The sequence below is a fragment of the Vibrio mangrovi genome (assembly GCF_024346955.1).
In the GTDB taxonomy this organism is placed as follows: Bacteria; Pseudomonadota; Gammaproteobacteria; order Enterobacterales; family Vibrionaceae; genus Vibrio; species Vibrio mangrovi.
Genome location: NZ_AP024883.1, coordinates 2,914,881 through 2,932,810, shown reverse-complemented (window position 1 = coordinate 2,932,810; position 17,930 = coordinate 2,914,881). Strand labels below are relative to the sequence as shown.

The window sequence follows — 17,930 nt, the reverse complement described above, 5'->3', positions numbered from 1 at the left end:
ATAGGAATTTTTATGTCTAACCACAGACGTTATTTTGGGACGGATGGTGTTCGGGGGAAAGTCGGGCAGTTTCCGATTACACCTGATTTTGTGATGAAACTTGGATGGGCTGCCGGGCGTGTATTGTCTAAGCAGGGAACCAAAAAAGTGATTATCGGCAAGGATACCCGAATTTCCGGTTATATGCTGGAATCAGCTCTGGAAGCTGGCTTGGCTGCCGCTGGTTTAGAAGCAACATTGACCGGGCCAATGCCGACTCCTGCTGTTGCTTACCTGACACAAACTTTTCGGGCTGAAGCCGGTATCGTGATTTCTGCATCTCATAATCCATATGATGATAACGGCATCAAATTCTTTTCTTCAGAGGGAACTAAACTGCCTGACGAAGTAGAACTCGAAATTGAGCAAGAGCTTGATAAAACCATTGATTGTGTACCTTCTGCAGAGCTGGGGAAAGCTTCCCGCCTGACGGATGCTGCCGGGCGTTACATTGAATTTTGTAAAAGTACCTTTCCGTCAAGGCTGAGTCTGGAAGGACTTAAAATTGTTGTAGATTGTGCTCATGGTGCGACTTATCACATCGCCCCGAGTGTTTTTAGGGAACTCGGAGCAAATGTTGTCGCAATGGGGGTGGCACCGAATGGTTTAAACATCAATGATCAGGTCGGTGCAACTGATACACGGGCATTACAGCAGAAAGTTCTGGAAGAAAAAGCGGATCTGGGACTCGCTTTTGACGGTGATGGTGATCGGATCATCATGGTGGATGAATTTGGTCATAAAGTCGATGGCGATCAGATTGTGTATATTATTGCCCGCTATCTGCTACGCAAAGGGGAATTGAAAGGCGGTGTAGTTGGCACCCTGATGACAAATCTTGGCATGGAAGTCGCCTTAAAGCAGCTTGGTATTCCTTTTGCGAGAGCCGCAGTTGGAGACCGTTATGTGATGGAAAAACTTCTGGAAAAAGATTGGAAAATTGGTGCGGAAAACTCTGGGCATGTGATTTTGCTGGATAAGATGACCACCGGAGACGCAATTGTTGCCGCATTACAGGTTTTGACTGCGGTTGTCGACAGTGAGATGTCGTTGAATGAATTATCCAATGGAATGAAGCTTTACCCTCAGGTGCTAGAAAATGTTCGGTTTAGTGGCAATTCTAACCCATTGGATGCCGAAGCAGTCAAAGCGTGTGTCCGGGAGGTTGAAGCAAAGCTGGGAGAAAAAGGTCGGGTTCTGCTGAGAAAATCAGGGACTGAGCCATTACTGCGAGTGATGGTCGAAGGGGAAGATGAGACCTTAGTGCGTGATTCAGCATTGCAAATTGCTGAAATAGTCAAGGCAAATTGCTGAAATGCTAAGTAAGGAAGGAACTGAAAATATAAAGGTTCCTTCCTTATTGTTATTTCTCATGATTTTTTGAAAACGCTGTTATTGTCCCTTTTTTGACCGTTTAGACATGGAATTGAAAAAAAAATAATTTATCCTCTTGCCAGTTGTAAATCCATTCGTTAGTATTGCCACCACTTCCGGTATGGAGGTCGCTAGCCTGATTCGAGTCAATGGATAAGAACGGCGCTGGCTCAACAATTTGGAACATGGGTGGATGTGTTATGTTTACAGCTCTACTTGTGATTTACCTGTTGGCAGCGGTTGCTATCATCGGCTTGGTGTTGATTCAACAAGGTAAAGGCGCAGACATGGGAGCCTCATTCGGGGCTGGTGCTTCAAATACAGTATTTGGTGCCAGTGGCTCTGGAAACTTTTTAACCCGAATGACAGCAATTTTTGCAACAGTATTTCTTGTTATTAGTCTGGTTTTAGGAAATCTGTCAACTCATAAAGCGAAATCGCAATGGGTTGATCCTGCACAGAGTCAGGAAGTTCAGGAACAGGCTCCGGCTGATAACGGTGCTATCCCTGCCGATAAGTCAAATGGCAGCGAGATACCACAATAAAAAAGAATTTGCCGAGATGGTGAAATTGGTAGACACACTAGCATGAGGTGCTAGCGCCTATGGTGTGAGGGTTCGAGTCCCTCTCTCGGCACCATTATTCTTTACAAACTTGTAAATGAAGATTGTGAGCGTATAATGCTCAGCAAGTCGGACGCGGGGTGGAGCAGCTTGGTAGCTCGTCGGGCTCATAACCCGAAGGTCGTCGGTTCAAATCCGGCCCCCGCAACCAATCACTGATTGGTTACAGGTTTGATAGTGAGATTGATTTACTCACTATGTTAAGGCAGTGTCCTTAACATTCAGGGTCCAGCATAGATAAAAACCCCGACTATCGGGGTTTTTTGTTATCTGATTCTTATATATTGGCATTAAAAAATGCTGATATATCAAAGAATTGGTCTGTTTGCTTGGAATTGAAATTGGGCTCAGAGCCCTTTTTTTGTTTCTGGAGTCGTTTGAATGACTGGTTTAGAAAAACAACTTTCTGAATTGCTTGAAGCACCAGTAGTTGCAGCAGGTTATGAATTAGTTGGATTAGAGTTTGTTCGTGCTGGCGCACATTCAACTCTACGAATTTATATCGATCACGACAATGGTATTACGGTTGATGACTGTGCAGAAGTCAGTCATCAGGTGAGTGCAGTGCTTGATGTGGAAGATCCTATTTCTGTGGCTTATAACCTTGAAGTTTCTTCTCCAGGTGTGGACAGACCTTTGTTTAAATCTGAACATTATGAGCAATTTATTGGTCACGAGGTCAATATTGTTTTGAAAATGGCTGTTGGAAACCGCCGCAAATGGAAAGGCACTATCAATTCTGTTGATGGTGAAACCATTGTGGTTACTGTTGATGGGCAAGAAGAACCATTCGCGCTCAGCAACATTTCAAAAGCTAATCTGATCCCTAAATTTTAAGTCTTAAAGAGGCTGGAAATAATGAGTAAAGAAATTTTAGCGGTAGTTGAGGCGGTTTCAAACGAGAAGGCTGTACCTCGTGAACGTATTTTTGAAGCGCTTGAAACCGCTCTGGCGACATCAACCAAGAAAAAATATGACATTGATATTGATGTCCGTGTTGCGATTGACAGAAAAACGGGTGAGTTTGAAACATTCCGTCGGTGGTTAGTCGTAGAAGATGTCCAAAACCCAACTAAAGAGATTTCATTAGAAGCTGCACAGTTTGATGATGATTCGGTTGAACTGGACGATTTTATTGAAGATCAAATTGAGTCGGTTAAATTTGACCGGATTACAACTCAGACGGCGAAACAAGTCATTGTGCAAAAAGTTCGGGAAGCTGAACGGGCACAAATTGTTGAACAGTTTATCGATAATGAAGGTGAACTGGTTACCGGCGCGGTGAAGAAAGTAAATCGGGATACAATTATTCTTGATCTGGGGAATAATGCAGAAGCGGTGATTTTACGTGAAGACCAGCTTCCACGAGAAAACTTCCGTCCCGGAGATCGGGTTCGTGGTTTATTGTATGCTGTCAGACCTGAAGCTCGTGGGTTCCAGTTGTTTATTACACGTTCCAAACCTGAAATGCTTGCTGAGTTATTCCGGGTTGAAGTGCCTGAAATCGGCGAAGAGTTGATTGAACTAAAAGGTGCATCACGAGATCCGGGTTCCAGAGCAAAAATTGCTGTGAAGACAAACGATAAACGTATCGATCCGGTTGGGGCATGTGTTGGGATGCGTGGTGCCCGTGTTCAGGCTGTTTCTGGTGAACTGGGTGGTGAACGGATTGATATTGTCCTTTGGGACGACAATCCGGCGCAATTTGTTATCAATGCCATGGCTCCTGCTGATGTCGCTTCTATCATCGTTGATGAAGATGCGCATTCTATGGATATTGCCGTTGAAGCTGACAATCTGGCTCAGGCCATCGGCCGTAACGGACAAAATGTTCGTCTGGCATCTCAACTGACCGGATGGGAACTTAATGTGATGACAGTTGAGGACCTTCAGAAGAAACATCAGGAAGAGTCAGTTGCATCCATTGAATCATTTATGAAGTATTTGGATATCGAGCAGGACTTTGCCGAAATGTTGGTTGAAGAAGGTTTCTCAACACTAGAAGAAGTCGCTTATGTTCCGGTAAATGAACTGCTTGAAGTTGACGGACTGGATGAAGATCTTGTTGAAGAGTTACGGACTCGGGCAAAAGATGCATTGACAACTCTTGCTCTGGCTAAAGAAGAATCTCTGGATGGAGGTGAGCCTGCCGAAGACCTGCTGAACTTACCCGGTCTTGAGCGCGAGATGGCTTATAAACTGGCAGCTAAGGGAGTGATTACCCTAGAAGATTTAGCTGATCAGGGCATTGATGATCTTGAAGGTATAGAAGGACTAACAGAAGAACGTGCCGGTGAATTAATCATGGCTGCGCGTAACATTTGTTGGTTTGGCGAAGACGCATAATTTTCAGCAAGGGGAGAAAGCGGCATGACAGAACTTACAGTTAAAGCACTGAGTGAAGAGATTGGTACACCAGTTGACCGCTTATTAGAGCAACTTGCTGAAGCTGGAATGACAAAAACAGGAGCGGATAGCGTTTCTGAAGATGAAAAGCAGAAACTGTTAACTTTTCTTCGTAAAGAGCATGGTGAAACCTCTCCGAAGGGGGAACCAACTCGTTTGACATTGCAGCGAAAAACTCGTAGCACACTGAGTGTGAATGCGGGAGGCGGTAAAAGTAAGAATGTTCAGGTTGAAGTGCGCAAAAAACGTACGTATGTTAAGCGTAGTGCAATCGAAGATGAAGCGAAGCGTCAGGCAGAAGAAGCTGCACAGCGTGAAGCTGAAGAGAAAGCGAAGTTAGAAGCAGAAAAAGCAAGATTAGAAGCGGAAGCTCAGGCCAAGCGTGAAGCTGAAGAAAAAGCGAAGCGTGAAGCCGAAGAACAGGCTAAACGTGAAGTTGAATCTCAGGCTAAACGTGAAGCGAAAAGCAGTCAGAAAGCAGAGCTTTCCGATGAAGAGAAATCCAAGCAAGAGGCAGCGCGACAAGAAGCCGAAGCACTAAAGCGTCGTCAGGAAGAAGAATTGAGACGTAAAGCTGAAGAGGAAAGTCAGCGTCAGCTCGATAAAGCACGTGAATTGGCTGAAAAAAATCAAGAGCGTTGGTCTGCTGCAGAAGAGAAAAAAGGTGATATGGAAGAAGAATACACAGATTACCATCTAACTACTTCCCGTTATGCCCAAGAGGCAGAAGACGAAGCAGACCGTCGAGACGAAGGTAGTCGTCGTGCGAAAGCGAAGAAAAGAGCTTCTGCACGTGATGAACAGCGGCAAGAACGCGATATGCGTCCTCGTGGTGGGAAAGGTGGCCGTAATAGCAATAAAGGCCGAGCGAAACCTTCATCCATGCAACAAGGATTCGATAAAAACGCGACTGTAGCAAAATCCGATGTTGTCATTGGCGAGACTATTATTGTTTCTGAACTGGCACAGAAAATGTCAGTAAAAGGAACTGAAGTCATTAAAGTCATGATGAAGATGGGTGCGATGGCGACAATCAATCAGGTGATTGATCAGGAAACCGCACAGCTTGTTGCTGAAGAAATGGGGCACAAAGTTATTCTCCGCAAAGAGAATGAACTGGAAGAAGCCGTACTTTCTGACCGTGATAGTAATTCAGAAGCGGTTCCCCGAGCTCCGGTTGTTACCATCATGGGACACGTTGACCACGGGAAAACTTCAACACTGGATTACATTCGTCGTACGCACGTTGCATCTGGTGAAGCGGGCGGTATTACACAGCATATCGGTGCATATCATGTTGAAACCGATAATGGAATGATTACCTTTCTGGATACTCCAGGACACGCAGCGTTTACTGCAATGCGTGCTCGTGGTGCTCAGGCCACAGATATTGTTGTGTTGGTTGTTGCTGCAGATGATGGTGTGATGCCTCAGACAATTGAAGCAATTCAACACTCAAAGGCTGCCAATGTGCCTCTGATTGTTGCCGTGAACAAAATCGATAAAGAAGAAGCAAACCCAGACAATGTGAAGAATGAACTGGCGCAGTATGACATCATTCCTGAAGAGTGGGGTGGTGATAACATGTTTGTTCATATTTCTGCGAAACAGGGAACAAACATTGATGCGTTGTTGGAAGCTATTCTTCTGCAAGCTGAGGTTCTGGAACTGACTGCTGTGGCTGATGGTATGGGCTCTGGTGTCGTCGTTGAGTCTCGTCTGGACAAGGGCCGCGGACCTGTGGCAACTATTCTGGTCCAGTCCGGTACACTGCGCAAAGGTGATATTCTCCTTTGTGGTCAGGAATATGGACGGGTTAGAGCAATGCGCGATGAAGTCGGTGATGAGGTGCTGGAAGCAGGACCATCAATTCCGGTTGAAGTTTTAGGTCTTTCCGGAGTGCCGGCTGCTGGTGATGAAGCGACAGTTGTTCGTGATGAGCGGAAAGCTCGTGAAGTGGCTAACTACCGTCAGGGTAAATTCCGTGAAGTGAAACTGGCTCGTCAACAGAAAGCGAAGCTGGAGAACATGTTCTCTAACATGACTGCAGGTGAAGTTGCAGAACTGAATATTGTTCTGAAAGCGGATGTTCAGGGTTCTGTTGAAGCGATTTCTGATGCACTGCTGAAACTATCTACTGATGAAGTTAAGGTGAACATCGTTGGTTCTGGTGTTGGTGGTATCACTGAGACTGATGCAACACTGGCCGCGGCATCAAATGCTATTGTTCTGGGCTTTAACGTTCGTGCCGATGCATCTGCCCGTAAAACCATTGAAGCTGAAAGCCTTGACCTACGTTATTACTCCATCATCTACCAATTGATTGATGAAGTGAAACAGGCCATGAGCGGTATGCTTGCTCCTGAATTCAAACAGGAAATTATCGGTCTGGCAGAAGTTCGGGATGTATTCCGTTCTCCAAAACTGGGCGCGATTGCTGGCTGTATGGTGACAGAAGGTTTGATCAAGCGGAATAATCCGATTCGCGTGTTGCGTGACAATGTGGTTATTTTTGAAGGTGAACTGGAGTCACTCCGTCGCTTTAAAGATGATGTCGCAGAAGTGAAGAGTGGTTATGAATGTGGTGTCGGTGTGAAAAACTATAACGACGTCCGTGTTGGTGACCAGATCGAAGTCTTTGAAACGATTGAAATTAAACGTTCAATCGACTAGTCACGAAATATTGTGATGTGATCACAATATTGGTTGTTGAATACTCCATGGGGGGTTGGTTAAACCATCCCCCCATTCTTTCTATGAGAAAGCTTAAACATGGCAAAAGATTTTAGTCGTACGCAGCGCGTTTCTCAGCAGCTGCAAAAAGAACTGGCAATGATATTACAGCGCGAGATCAGAGATTCCCGTCTGGGAATGGTGACGATTTCTGAAGTGAAAGTCTCCCGTGATCTTGCATATGCAAAAGTTTATGTGTCCTTTTTGTGTGTCGGTGAACAGACTCCAGAGAGCTGCCTTAACGCCTTGAAAGAACATGAAGCTCATATCCGAATGATGTTGGGTAAGAGGATTCGTCTGCGTCTGACTCCTGAGGTGCGTTTCGTTTATGATGATACTTTGGTTGAAGGGATGCGTATGTCGAATCTTGTCAGCCAGGCTGTCGATGAAGACAAACGTAAAAGAGGTGAATCAGGTTCGGATGAGGAGGAGTAATGGCTCGTCGTCGTAAAGGCCGTCCTGTTGATGGCATTATTCTGCTGGATAAACCTACCGGCATTTCATCGAATGATGCCCTGCAAAAAGTGAAGCGAATTTTTTTTGCTGAAAAGGCCGGACATACTGGCGCTTTGGATCCTTTAGCAACCGGCATGTTACCTATCTGTCTGGGAGAAGCGACAAAGTTTTCTCAATTTCTTCTCGACTCTGATAAAAAGTATCGGGTCATTGCCAAACTGGGGATTCGTACCAATACGTCTGATTCAGATGGTGATGTGGTTGAAACTCGTCCGGTTCAGATATCCGAAGCGCAACTGATTCAATGTATTGAGAAATTCAAAGGCGAAACCGATCAGGTTCCTTCAATGTTCTCTGCGTTGAAATATCAGGGACGTCCGCTATATGAATATGCACGGGAAGGTATTGAAGTGCCGAGAGAATCCCGCAAAATTACCGTGTATTCAATCGAGCTGCTCCGCTATGAAACGGATGAGGTCGAGATGGAAGTTCATTGTTCTAAAGGAACCTATATTCGTACGATCGTTGATGACCTTGGTGAGATGTTGGGATGTGGTGCTCATGTCACGTACCTGCGCCGTACTGCGGTTGCCCAGTATCCGGGAGAACGTATGGTGACTCTGGATGATCTGGAAACGATATTGGAAGAGGCACGTCAGCAAGATGTCGCACCGAAGGTTTTGCTCGATCCGCTTCTTCTGCCAATGGATTCGGCAGTGCAGTCATTACCTGAAGTTAATTTAATTTCTGACTTGGCTGAAATGGTTCAGAAAGGTCAGGCTGTTCAGGTAATTGGAGCACCGACGAGTGGTTCTGTACGTTTGACTGCCGGAGATGAAAAGTGTTTCATCGGTGTCGGCGAAATGAATGATGACGGGAAAATAGCCCCGAAACGGTTAGTTGTTTTTCGTGAATAAGTAGTTGAGCTGTTTTCCGGTATATTCTCTATTGCGGGGATGATGAATATTCTCTATAATCCCCGCTCCTCGTGTCGGCTGAATCAGAGATTGGCTGGCACAAACTGAAACTTAAACTCTTAGGAGAGAAATTATGTCTCTGAATGCAGAAACTAAAGCAGCGATTGTTGCTGATTACGCGCGTGGCGAAGGCGACACTGGTTCACCAGAAGTTCAGGTAGCTCTGCTGACTGCTTCTATCAACCACCTGCAAGGTCACTTTAAAGAGCACAAAGGCGATCACCATAGCCGTCGTGGTCTGTTACGTATGGTTTCTCGTCGTCGTAAGCTTCTGGATTACCTGAAAGGTAAAGATCTGGATCGTTACCACGACCTTATCCAGCGTCTTGGCCTGCGTCGCTAAGATTGGATTTTTGTAAAAAAGGGGCAGAATGCCCCTTTTTTAATGTCTAAATTTAGCCAAAGGTTGCCTGAGTAGTTTATACTAGCGACCGTTTAAATCAGTTTCTGATTTAAATTCACAGACTCAAAGCATTACAGTCACCGAAGTCGGCCAACAGGTCGCGACTATTCAAAGGAGATTGGAATGAATCACCCTCAGTTTCCTTTCACTAGTCGCGATTCGTGATGCCTTGAGTATTGATAACTCATTTCTAGGATATCCTAGGCAAAGGAATAAGAATGTTTGAAAAACCAGTTGTTAAAACGTTTCAATACGGAAATCACACCGTAACTATTGAAACTGGTGTTATTGCACGTCAGGCGACGTCTGCTGTGATGGTCACAATGGATGATACTTCGGTATTTGTCTCTGTGGTCGGAAAAAAAGAAGCGGTAGAAGGTCAGGACTTTTTCCCGTTAACCGTTAACTATCAGGAACGGACTTATGCTGCCGGTAAGATTCCAGGAGGATTCTTTAAGCGTGAAGGTCGTCCTTCTGAAGGCGAAACACTGACTGCCCGTTTGATCGACCGTCCGATCCGTCCGCTGTTCCCTGATGGTTTTACCAATGAAGTTCAGATTATTGCGACAGTTATGGCTGTTAATCCTGATGTTCAGCCAGATATTCCAAGTATGATTGGTACATCTGCAGCATTGGCTATTTCAGGTATTCCATTCAATGGTCCTATCGGTTCTGCCCGTGTAGGTCATATCGATGGTCAGCTGGTCCTGAACCCAAGTGCAAAAGAATTGGCTGGATCTCGTCTGGATCTGGTTGTTGCCGGTACTGAGAATGCAGTTCTGATGGTTGAATCCGAAGCTGATATTCTGTCTGAAGAAGAAATGCTTTCAGCTGTTGTATTCGGTCATGAGCAGCAGCAGGTTGTAATTCAGGCAATTAACGAGTTTGCTGCTGAAGTTGCGACGCCTGCATGGTCATGGACTGCTCCTGAAACCAATGATGGTCTGAAAGCTCTGGTTGCTGAACGGGCAGAAGCTCGCCTTGCAGAAGCCTATCAAATTACTGAAAAACTGGCTCGTTATGAGCAGGTTGGTCAGATTAAGTCTGAAGTGATTGGCACATTATTAGAGCAAGACGATTCTCTGGATGAAAATGAGCTGCGCAATATGTTGAGTTCATTAGAGAAGAAAGTGGTTCGTAGCCGTATTCTGTCTGGTGCTCCTCGTATTGATGGTCGTGAGAAAGATATGGTTCGTGCGCTGGATGTACGTACTGGTGTTCTGCCTCGTGTCCATGGTTCTTCTCTGTTTACCCGGGGTGAAACTCAGGCGATTGTTACAGCAACACTCGGGACTCAGCGTGATGCTCAAATCATTGATGAGTTAACCGGTGAGAGAAAAGACCACTTCCTGTTCCATTATAACTTCCCTCCTTACTGTGTGGGTGAGACAGGCTTTGTTGGTTCTCCGAAGCGTCGTGAAATCGGTCATGGCCGTTTGGCTAAACGTGGAATTCAGGCAGTTATGCCATCGATTGATGAATTCCCTTATACCGTTCGTGTCGTTTCTGAAATCACTGAGTCAAATGGTTCTTCTTCCATGGCTTCCGTGTGTGGTTCATCTCTGGCATTGATGGATGCAGGTGTGCCGATTAAAGCATCTGTTGCCGGTATCGCAATGGGACTGGTAAAAGAAGACGACGATTTTGTTGTTCTGTCAGATATTCTGGGTGATGAAGATCATCTGGGTGATATGGACTTTAAAGTCGCGGGAACTTCAGGTGGTGTAACTGCGCTGCAGATGGATATCAAAATTGAAGGGATCACCAAGGAAATTATGCAGATTGCCCTGAATCAGGCAAAAGGTGCCCGTATGCACATTCTGTCTGTGATGGATCAGGCTATTCACAGTGCCCGTGATGATATCTCTGAATTTGCACCACGTATTCATACCATGAAGATCAGTGCTGATAAGATCAAAGATGTTATCGGTAAAGGTGGCGCTGTCATCCGTGCACTGACCGAAGAAACCGGTACTACGATTGAAATCGAAGATGATGGTACGATTAAGATTGCTGCTACAGAAGGTGAAGCGGCGAAGCACGCTATCCGTCGTATCGAAGAGTTGACTGCTGAAGTTGAAGTCGGCCGTATTTATACCGGTAAAGTTACACGCATTGTTGATTTCGGTGCTTTCGTTGCTGTTCTTGGTGGTAAAGAAGGTCTGGTGCATATTTCTCAAATCGCAGAACAGCGTGTCGAGAAAGTGACAGACTATCTGAAAGAAGGTCAGGAAGTTCAGGTGAAAGTTCTGGAAATCGATCGTCAGAATCGTATTCGTCTGAGTATGAAAGAAGCTGCAGTTAAACCAGCAGTGGAAGAAGCACCGCAACAGGAACAGACCGATTCAGAATAAGAACATCCCGTCAGAGTTAAGATATATCTGTTTGGGTTGCTTTGTTATTTGAAAGCATGGTGTTATAAAGGGAGCTGTTTTGCTCCCTTTTTTCTTGAGGGCGATGAGGAGAATAATTTTGGTGAAGTGGTCTCTCACGGTATTGACTGGACTAAGTCTGCTTTTCATGGCTGGGTGCTCATCGGTTCAGCATCAACAGCAGGCCGATTGGCTTTATCCGCCGATGGCCCGGCCATTACAGCCGACCATCCAGATGGAAGTGAAAATTTTACGCTTGAGCCAACTGTTGCAACAAAAAGAGCTCTCAGATGACATTCGGGCCAAAGTCTTTTACGAACGGGGCAATGGATATGACATGTTAGGGTTAAGAAATTTAGCCCGGCTGGATTTCGAACAGTCTCTACGTTTTAATCCGGCTCAGTCTGAAGTGTTCAATATGCTTGGCGTCTATTATACGGAAATTGGCGATTTCGATTCGGCGTATGAATCGTTTGATTCAACGTTAGAGTTAGATCCGGATAATATTTATGCGGGCAGAAACCTGGCGATTGCTCTTTACTACGGAAACCGTCACCGTTTGGCACAGGACGAAATTGAGCAGGTCATCCAAAAAGATTCAGGAGATCCGTTCAGCGTTTTATGGCGATATTTTATTGCCAGTGAAACGGATGCCAAATCAGCCCGGGAAGCATTAATGCAGAGCTATCAGTCTCGGGGACAGCAGAGTGATGTCTGGGGATGGTCTCTGGTCGCAATGATGCTGGGTGAAACCGATGATCAGGTTATTTTCAGACAGATCCTGAATAGTACGACTGATAATAGTGTACTTGCCCAACGCCTGACGGAAGCATATTTCTATCTGGGCAGACGCTATCAGATGCGGGAGCAATATGCTGATGCGATTGCTTTATATAAACTCGCTATCTCGATGAATGTCTACGAGTATATTGAACACCGGTATGCTTTTTTGGAGTTGGAAAGGATCTATAATACACTCAAGCAGAACAGTTCATCGTAATTACCAGTTACAATAGTATTTATACAGCCTGCATTGATATATGCAGGCTGTTTATCTTTCAGTCTCGGGCGTTGCATCCATGCAGGTGTCTATCTATTCGCAGTATTTTCGATATACAGTTCCAACCGTCGCAGCTATGCTGGTTAATGGCTTATACCAACTCATTGATGGTATTTTTATTGGTCAGTATCTGGGGGCTGACGGGCTTGCCGGGATCAATATTTCCTGGTCAATGATCGGTATCCTTGTTGGAACCGGTTTGATGATCGGTGTTGGTACGGGAGCAATTACTTCCATTTATAAAGGTCAACAGAATTTACGGGCTGCCCGACAGACGATCAGTACCGGACTGATTCTTCTGGTTTTACTGTCATTGCTGACCTCCTGGGCACTATGGTGCTTTATGGGGGATATTCTGTCCTGGCAAACTCAGGATCCGCGTGTCTTTGATCTGGCGGTTAAATACATGCAGATTGTGATGTTGACCTCCTGTTTTACTCTGGGATCGACGGCATTACCATTCTTGATGAGAAACGACGATAATCCGAATCTTGCAACCTGGCTGATGGTTGCAGGAGCGAGTCTGAATATTGTGTTTGATTATCTGTTTATTGTGGTCTGGAAAATGGAATTGCAGGGCGCTGCAATTGCAACAGCATTATCCCAAAGTGTGGTGACGATTGCCGGACTCGTTTACTTCTTCTCTCCGCTTGCTTCTTTACGTATGAGGGCTTCCGATTGGTTTTTTCGGTGGCAGGACATTCGTCAGATTGTTCTGGTCGGTCTCTCAAGCTTCTTCATGTATCTCTATTGGGGGGTAATGGTTGCTTTGCATAACAGTCAGTTTGCTTCGTACGGTGGGACGACCGCTTTGGGGGCTTATACGGTACTTGGTTATGTGGTGACTTTCTATTATCTGACCGTTGAAGGTTTGGCTAATGGAATGCAACCGTTGGCAAGCTTCAACTATGGCGCCAATCAACTGGCAAATATCAGGAAGTTATTGGGCCTTGCTATGGGACTGGCGGTTTCTCTCGGAGTTTTTGTTACTCTCATTTTAAATATGTATCCGCGGGAAATTATTGCTGTTTTTAACCGGGATAACCCAGAGCTGATTGATTTTGCCACCACTGGTATCCGGTTACATCTGTTCGCTTTGTGTCTGGATGGATTTCTGGTGGTTGTTGCCGCATTTTATCAATCAATTAATCGAGGGAAGAAAGCCATGCTGATCTCGATTGGTAACATTCTGGTGCAGCCTCCATTTCTGTTTTTGCTGCCATTGGGATGGGGACTGACTGGTGTCTGGCTGGCATTTCCTATCTCCAATCTGGTGCTGTCATCGGTGATACTATTCATCTTGTTTAAAGATATCAGACAGCTGTTTAAATCAGCTGTCTGATAATCAACATGTCCGATAGCTAAAACTGTATGGACTGTTTTGATTTGCCTGAAGAAGTGAAGTTATGGCGAAGGTACAACTTCTAAACCTGCAACACGATGCCAGTAGCCATTACACTGATGACTATCCAGTGGATAGAACTGAGCAGCAGTTTCGTTGTTGCGGAATGTCTGTATCGTTGTCAGTGTTTCCGTGCCCAAAGGACTCAGGCGGACGACGTCGACATGATCAACCATACCGGCTAATTCGTTGATCAGGTTGTAACAGTAGCCTGACTGGGTTTGTATACCGTTCAGGTTAAAGACCTCTTGCCCTTCCTGGCTTTGTACCAGAATTCCGCTGGGATAGTTGATACAGCATGTTTTGCATTCATCTTTCGGACGGTTTTCTGCCCGGGCGGTAAAACAACGGGCTGAATAAGCCAGAGGCAGGTAACCATAGCCGAATATTTCAACTTCAAACGCTTCTCTGATTCCGAGACTCTCACACTGTTGTAGTGTCTGCTGTAGCCATGAATGGGAAAGTTCAACCGGCATACACCAGCGGGTCATCCCTTTTTGCAGAAAATACTTTAATGTATGGGCGTTGTAACAGTTAATCGCAGGACCGACAACGAATGGCACGCGATTTTCACTGGCAAGATGAACTGCAGAAACATCATTTGCTTCAATGATAAAGTCTCCGTTATCAATATACTTTTTCATCACAGTCAGTTCACTGCGGGATTCGAGAAGTGCCATCGTTGACAGGACAACTTGTTTTCCTGTTCTGGCTATTTCCTGTCCCAGAGTCAGCCAGTCACGATCTTTTAATTCCCGGCGTTTGGAGCAGACGGTCTCTCCCAGATAAATAATATCTGCACTGCATTCCTGTGCCTGCTGATAAAACTGTTCAACCTCTGTTTTAGGCCAGAAATAGAGGAGCGGGCCTAATGCATACTTCATCAATAAACTCTCTTCTTATTGCCATTTCCGGTGGTAGGCACCCAGTGTGGTTTGTGTTCCTTCAGAAACATTAGCAAGGGTACGATTCCAGGATTCGCTGACCTGATATGCTTCTGGAGCAGCCAGATAATGGTCAATGGCAGCCCGCCATGTTTTTGTCACCTGTTCAACGTAGGCTGGGCTTCTCTGCCGGCCTTCAATCTTGACTGAAGCAACATTGGCTGCGAATAAATCCGGTAGTAATGACAGAGTGTTCAGGCTCGTCGGTTCTTCCAGAGTGTGGTAGCACTTACGTTGTCCTTCCAGCTCCGTGATGAAGCGGCCTTTGCATAATGTCGGATAACCGGCATTTTCTCCGGGACGATACTGGTCGATGAGAATATCATTCAGCCGAGATTCCATTCCCTGAGGTGTTTCCTGCCAGCGGACAAACTTGGCGGGTGAGCATGCACCGACAGTATTAGGCGATTCGCCGGTCATATATGAAGAGAGATAACAGCGTCCTTCAGACATAATGCAGAGACTACCAAAGGCAAATACTTCCAGATCAACATCACCAGACATAGACTGGGAGAGTTGTTTGACCTGATGGATTGAAAGAACCCGGGGAAGAACCACCCGTTTGATATGAAAATTTTGCCGGTAAAATTCAATTGCCGCACTGTTGGTGGCAGATGCCTGGACGGAAAGATGAATTTCCTGATGTGGATAGCGACTGGAGATGTAATCCAGTAGCGCAATATCGGCAACAATCAGCGCATCCACCCCCAGATCAACCGCTTTGTCTGCGGCTTCAGTCCAGTGACTGAAACGGTCCGGGTGAGCAAATGTATTGAGTGCGACATGAATTTTTTTGTGATGTTCATGAACAAACCGGACCGCACTTTCCAGTTTTTTCCCTGAGAAATTTAATCCGGCGAAATGACGGGCATTCGTATCGTCTTTAAAACCGATATAAACGGCATCTGCGCCGTTTGTGATTGCCGTCTTCAGGGCAGGGAGATTCCCCGCAGGACAAAGCAGTTCCATAGCAACTTAATGATAAATGTATCGTGAAGTGGCTGTATTGTATGGAAAAGCGGTCCGGAATGAATTGATGTGGGGCAGGTTTGGCTTGAATTGGGAGTCATTTATGATGGTGTATGCCGGCTATTCTGGGCAAACAGCGCTTCTATTTCCTGTTTCGGCTGAGGCCGGTGAAAGTGAAAACCCTGAATTGAATGGCAATGAAGGTTAGACAACAGAATAGCCTGTTGCTGGGTTTCCACACCTTCTGCGACGACTTTCAGTTGTAACGATTTACCAAGATTGATGATGTTCTCGATAACAGTGACCTGTTTGGGAAGCTGATCGATGTCGGTAATAAATGCCCGGTCAATTTTGAGCTCATCAATGGGGAAGCGGGCCAGATAAGAAAGTGATGAATAACCGGTGCCAAAGTCATCGATGGACAAGGTAAATCCCAGTTTTTTGATGGCATTTAACATTTGTAGCGTATGCTCGCTATCACTCATCACCGCACTTTCTGTCAGTTCGAATGTAATGCAACTGGGATCAATCTGGGTCGAACGCAGCAGCTTCTCCATATAATCGATCAGTTTCGGGTTACCGAACTGCTCTGGGGAGAGATTGATCGCCACCGGACCGGGGAGAATTCCCTGTCGTTTCCAGCGTTTTACGGTTGAAAAGACATCCCGCATGACTGCCCGGCCCAGATGCTCGATCAACCCGGCTTTTTCAGCGACGGGAATAAATGATCCGGGACTGATATATCCTTCCACCGGATGTTTCCAGCGTACTAACGCTTCAGCGCCGTTGATACTAAAATCTCTTGCACTGACTTTTGGCTGATACCAGACTTCAAGGCCACTTTGTTGCAGTGCTTTTTGCAGTTCTATCTCCAGCCACAGGCGTGTTCTTGCTTCCTTATTCATTTGCGAACTGAAGCGAATCATCCGGTTACGGCCTCTGGCCTTTGCTTCATACATTGCGGTATCGGCATTTTGTAACAGAATGCGGGCATCATTCCCGTCTCCGGGATAAGTAACGCTCCCAATTGAACAGGCAAGCCTTTTAGTAAAGTAGTTCAAATCAAAAGGTTGATTGATCAGAGAAATAATCCGCTCGGAAAGCATCTCGGCTGAACGGGGTTTTTCCGGCTCTGGTAACAGAAGACCAAACTCATCTGCACCCAGGTGACCTAATATTGCATTTTGAGGAAGCAGACGTTTGAGTCGGGCGGCGACTTCACGGATAACTTTATCACCGATATGGTGCCCGAGAGAGTCGTTAATATTCTTAAAATTATCGATGTCGAGATACAACATCACCAGAGGCGTATCGTCAGAGAGAAACATCTCGAGCCGCTTGGTAAACCCGGTACGGTTATACAAGCCGGTCAGAGGATCGATATGTGCGTCAATAGGAGATTGATGCAGCGATGCTGCTGATTTGTTCTCCTGAGGATGAACCAGAACAAAGTAAGCGTGATTACCGAAAATTTCCGTCGTTTCTATCCGGAGAATGACCTGACGTTCGGAGCCACTGGCTTTGGTCGTATGACAGGATACCTTGTTTTGTTGCGTTGGTGACTGATGCAGAACAAATGGCTTTTTAGTTGCGTTCTGGATAAAAAGTTCGGAAAGCTGTTCTCCGTATAACTCATCTGTGGTTTTAAATCCGAGATAATTTGCAGCTGCAGGATTACAGGAAATAATCGTGTTGTCTTCAACAATCAGCAGGTTTTCCTGTAGCATATTCTGTAATGTTGAGAATTTCTTCTCCGACTCTTCCACTGCATGCAGCAACATCTGTTTTTCTGAGATATCGACGGCATGAAAGACGATCTGTGTTTTTTGTTCTTCAGTTTCCAGAGGCGCCAGAGATATAAGCAGGGTAGTGTCGACATTCATGTCGTCTATTGTTAGCTCAGTCTCAATGATTTCACCATGCAGAGTCCGGTGATAATAAGGGTGAATATATTGATAAAATGACTCACCAAAGACTTTTTTATCATTTGAGCCGATAAGTTGTTCCAGAGTCAGGCCTGAGGTTTCACAATAGCGCTCATTGACCATTACATAACGATGCTGATCATCCAGAACGGCAAAAAAGAAGGGGCTATGTGACGTCAGTTGTGTAAACCAGCGTTGAAATTCTTGTGAAATCATGCCAACTATTTATTGCTCCGAAACCAGACAG

At 45.5% G+C, this 17,930-nt stretch carries 14 protein-coding genes and 2 tRNA genes; 13 read left to right on the top strand and 3 right to left on the bottom strand.

The genetic code is table 11. The features are described 5' to 3' along the window. Positions 1 to 12: 12 nt before the first annotated feature. From glmM to OCU74_RS12880, 13 genes are all read left to right on the top strand, one after another. Positions 13 to 1,353, top strand: a complete 1,341-nt coding sequence (glmM, locus tag OCU74_RS12940; RefSeq protein WP_087481344.1) for a phosphoglucosamine mutase — start codon at positions 13 to 15, stop codon at positions 1,351 to 1,353. A 260-nt stretch (positions 1,354 to 1,613) separates the two neighbouring features. Further along, the gene (secG, locus tag OCU74_RS12935; RefSeq protein WP_087481437.1) at positions 1,614 to 1,958 is read left to right on the top strand and encodes a preprotein translocase subunit SecG; all 345 of its coding nucleotides are present in this window, start codon (positions 1,614 to 1,616) and stop codon (positions 1,956 to 1,958) included. A gap of 10 nt (positions 1,959 to 1,968) precedes the next feature. Beyond that, positions 1,969 to 2,052 (top strand) — tRNA-Leu (locus OCU74_RS12930). A 58-nt stretch (positions 2,053 to 2,110) separates the two neighbouring features. After that, positions 2,111 to 2,187 (top strand) — tRNA-Met (locus OCU74_RS12925). Between the two features lie 230 nt (positions 2,188 to 2,417). Further along, positions 2,418 to 2,873: a ribosome maturation factor RimP gene (gene rimP / locus OCU74_RS12920; protein ID WP_087481345.1), complete on the top strand. Its 456-nt coding sequence runs from the start codon at positions 2,418 to 2,420 to the stop codon at positions 2,871 to 2,873. 21 nt (positions 2,874 to 2,894) lie between these two features. Continuing rightward, the gene (nusA, locus tag OCU74_RS12915) at positions 2,895 to 4,382 is read left to right on the top strand and encodes a transcription termination factor NusA (protein WP_087481346.1); all 1,488 of its coding nucleotides are present in this window, start codon (positions 2,895 to 2,897) and stop codon (positions 4,380 to 4,382) included. Positions 4,383 to 4,406: 24 nt separating this feature from the next. Continuing rightward, positions 4,407 to 7,115 carry a translation initiation factor IF-2 gene (gene infB / locus OCU74_RS12910; protein WP_087481347.1) on the top strand — a complete coding sequence of 903 codons (2,709 nt, stop codon included), beginning with the start codon at positions 4,407 to 4,409 and terminating at the stop codon, positions 7,113 to 7,115. A gap of 99 nt (positions 7,116 to 7,214) precedes the next feature. After that, entirely contained in the window at positions 7,215 to 7,610 is a 396-nt protein-coding gene (gene rbfA, locus OCU74_RS12905; RefSeq protein WP_087481348.1) for a 30S ribosome-binding factor RbfA, read from the top strand. After that, positions 7,610 to 8,548: a tRNA pseudouridine(55) synthase TruB gene (gene truB / locus OCU74_RS12900; protein ID WP_087481349.1), complete on the top strand. Its 939-nt coding sequence runs from the start codon at positions 7,610 to 7,612 to the stop codon at positions 8,546 to 8,548. Before rbfA ends, truB begins: the two co-directional genes overlap by 1 nt. A 133-nt stretch (positions 8,549 to 8,681) precedes the next feature. Beyond that, positions 8,682 to 8,951 carry a 30S ribosomal protein S15 gene (rpsO, locus tag OCU74_RS12895; RefSeq protein ID WP_038178125.1) on the top strand — a complete coding sequence of 90 codons (270 nt, stop codon included), beginning with the start codon at positions 8,682 to 8,684 and terminating at the stop codon, positions 8,949 to 8,951. 278 nt (positions 8,952 to 9,229) lie between these two features. Continuing rightward, positions 9,230 to 11,365 carry a polyribonucleotide nucleotidyltransferase gene (pnp, locus tag OCU74_RS12890; RefSeq protein WP_087481350.1) on the top strand — a complete coding sequence of 712 codons (2,136 nt, stop codon included), beginning with the start codon at positions 9,230 to 9,232 and terminating at the stop codon, positions 11,363 to 11,365. Between the two features lie 121 nt (positions 11,366 to 11,486). Further along, positions 11,487 to 12,383 (top strand): lipoprotein NlpI, encoded by an 897-nt coding sequence (gene nlpI, locus OCU74_RS12885; protein ID WP_234993591.1) that lies wholly within the window; start codon positions 11,487 to 11,489, stop codon positions 12,381 to 12,383. A gap of 79 nt (positions 12,384 to 12,462) precedes the next feature. Further along, complete coding sequence (locus OCU74_RS12880) at positions 12,463 to 13,785, top strand: MATE family efflux transporter (protein WP_087481438.1); 1,323 nt, start codon at positions 12,463 to 12,465, stop codon at positions 13,783 to 13,785. A 62-nt stretch (positions 13,786 to 13,847) separates the two neighbouring features. Here the strand turns inward: OCU74_RS12880 and OCU74_RS12875 are convergent, their stop codons facing one another. The 3 genes from OCU74_RS12875 to OCU74_RS12865 all read right to left on the bottom strand — a co-directional run bounded on the left by OCU74_RS12875 (position 13,848) and on the right by OCU74_RS12865 (position 17,899). Next, positions 13,848 to 14,729, bottom strand: coding sequence for a U32 family peptidase (locus OCU74_RS12875; RefSeq protein ID WP_087481352.1), 882 nt, complete (start codon positions 14,727 to 14,729; stop codon positions 13,848 to 13,850). Positions 14,730 to 14,744: 15 nt separating this feature from the next. Then, positions 14,745 to 15,758, bottom strand: coding sequence for a ubiquinone anaerobic biosynthesis protein UbiU (ubiU, locus tag OCU74_RS12870; RefSeq protein WP_087481353.1), 1,014 nt, complete (start codon positions 15,756 to 15,758; stop codon positions 14,745 to 14,747). A gap of 101 nt (positions 15,759 to 15,859) precedes the next feature. After that, complete coding sequence (locus tag OCU74_RS12865) at positions 15,860 to 17,899, bottom strand: sensor domain-containing protein (protein WP_087481354.1); 2,040 nt, start codon at positions 17,897 to 17,899, stop codon at positions 15,860 to 15,862. Positions 17,900 to 17,930 lie beyond the last annotated feature (31 nt).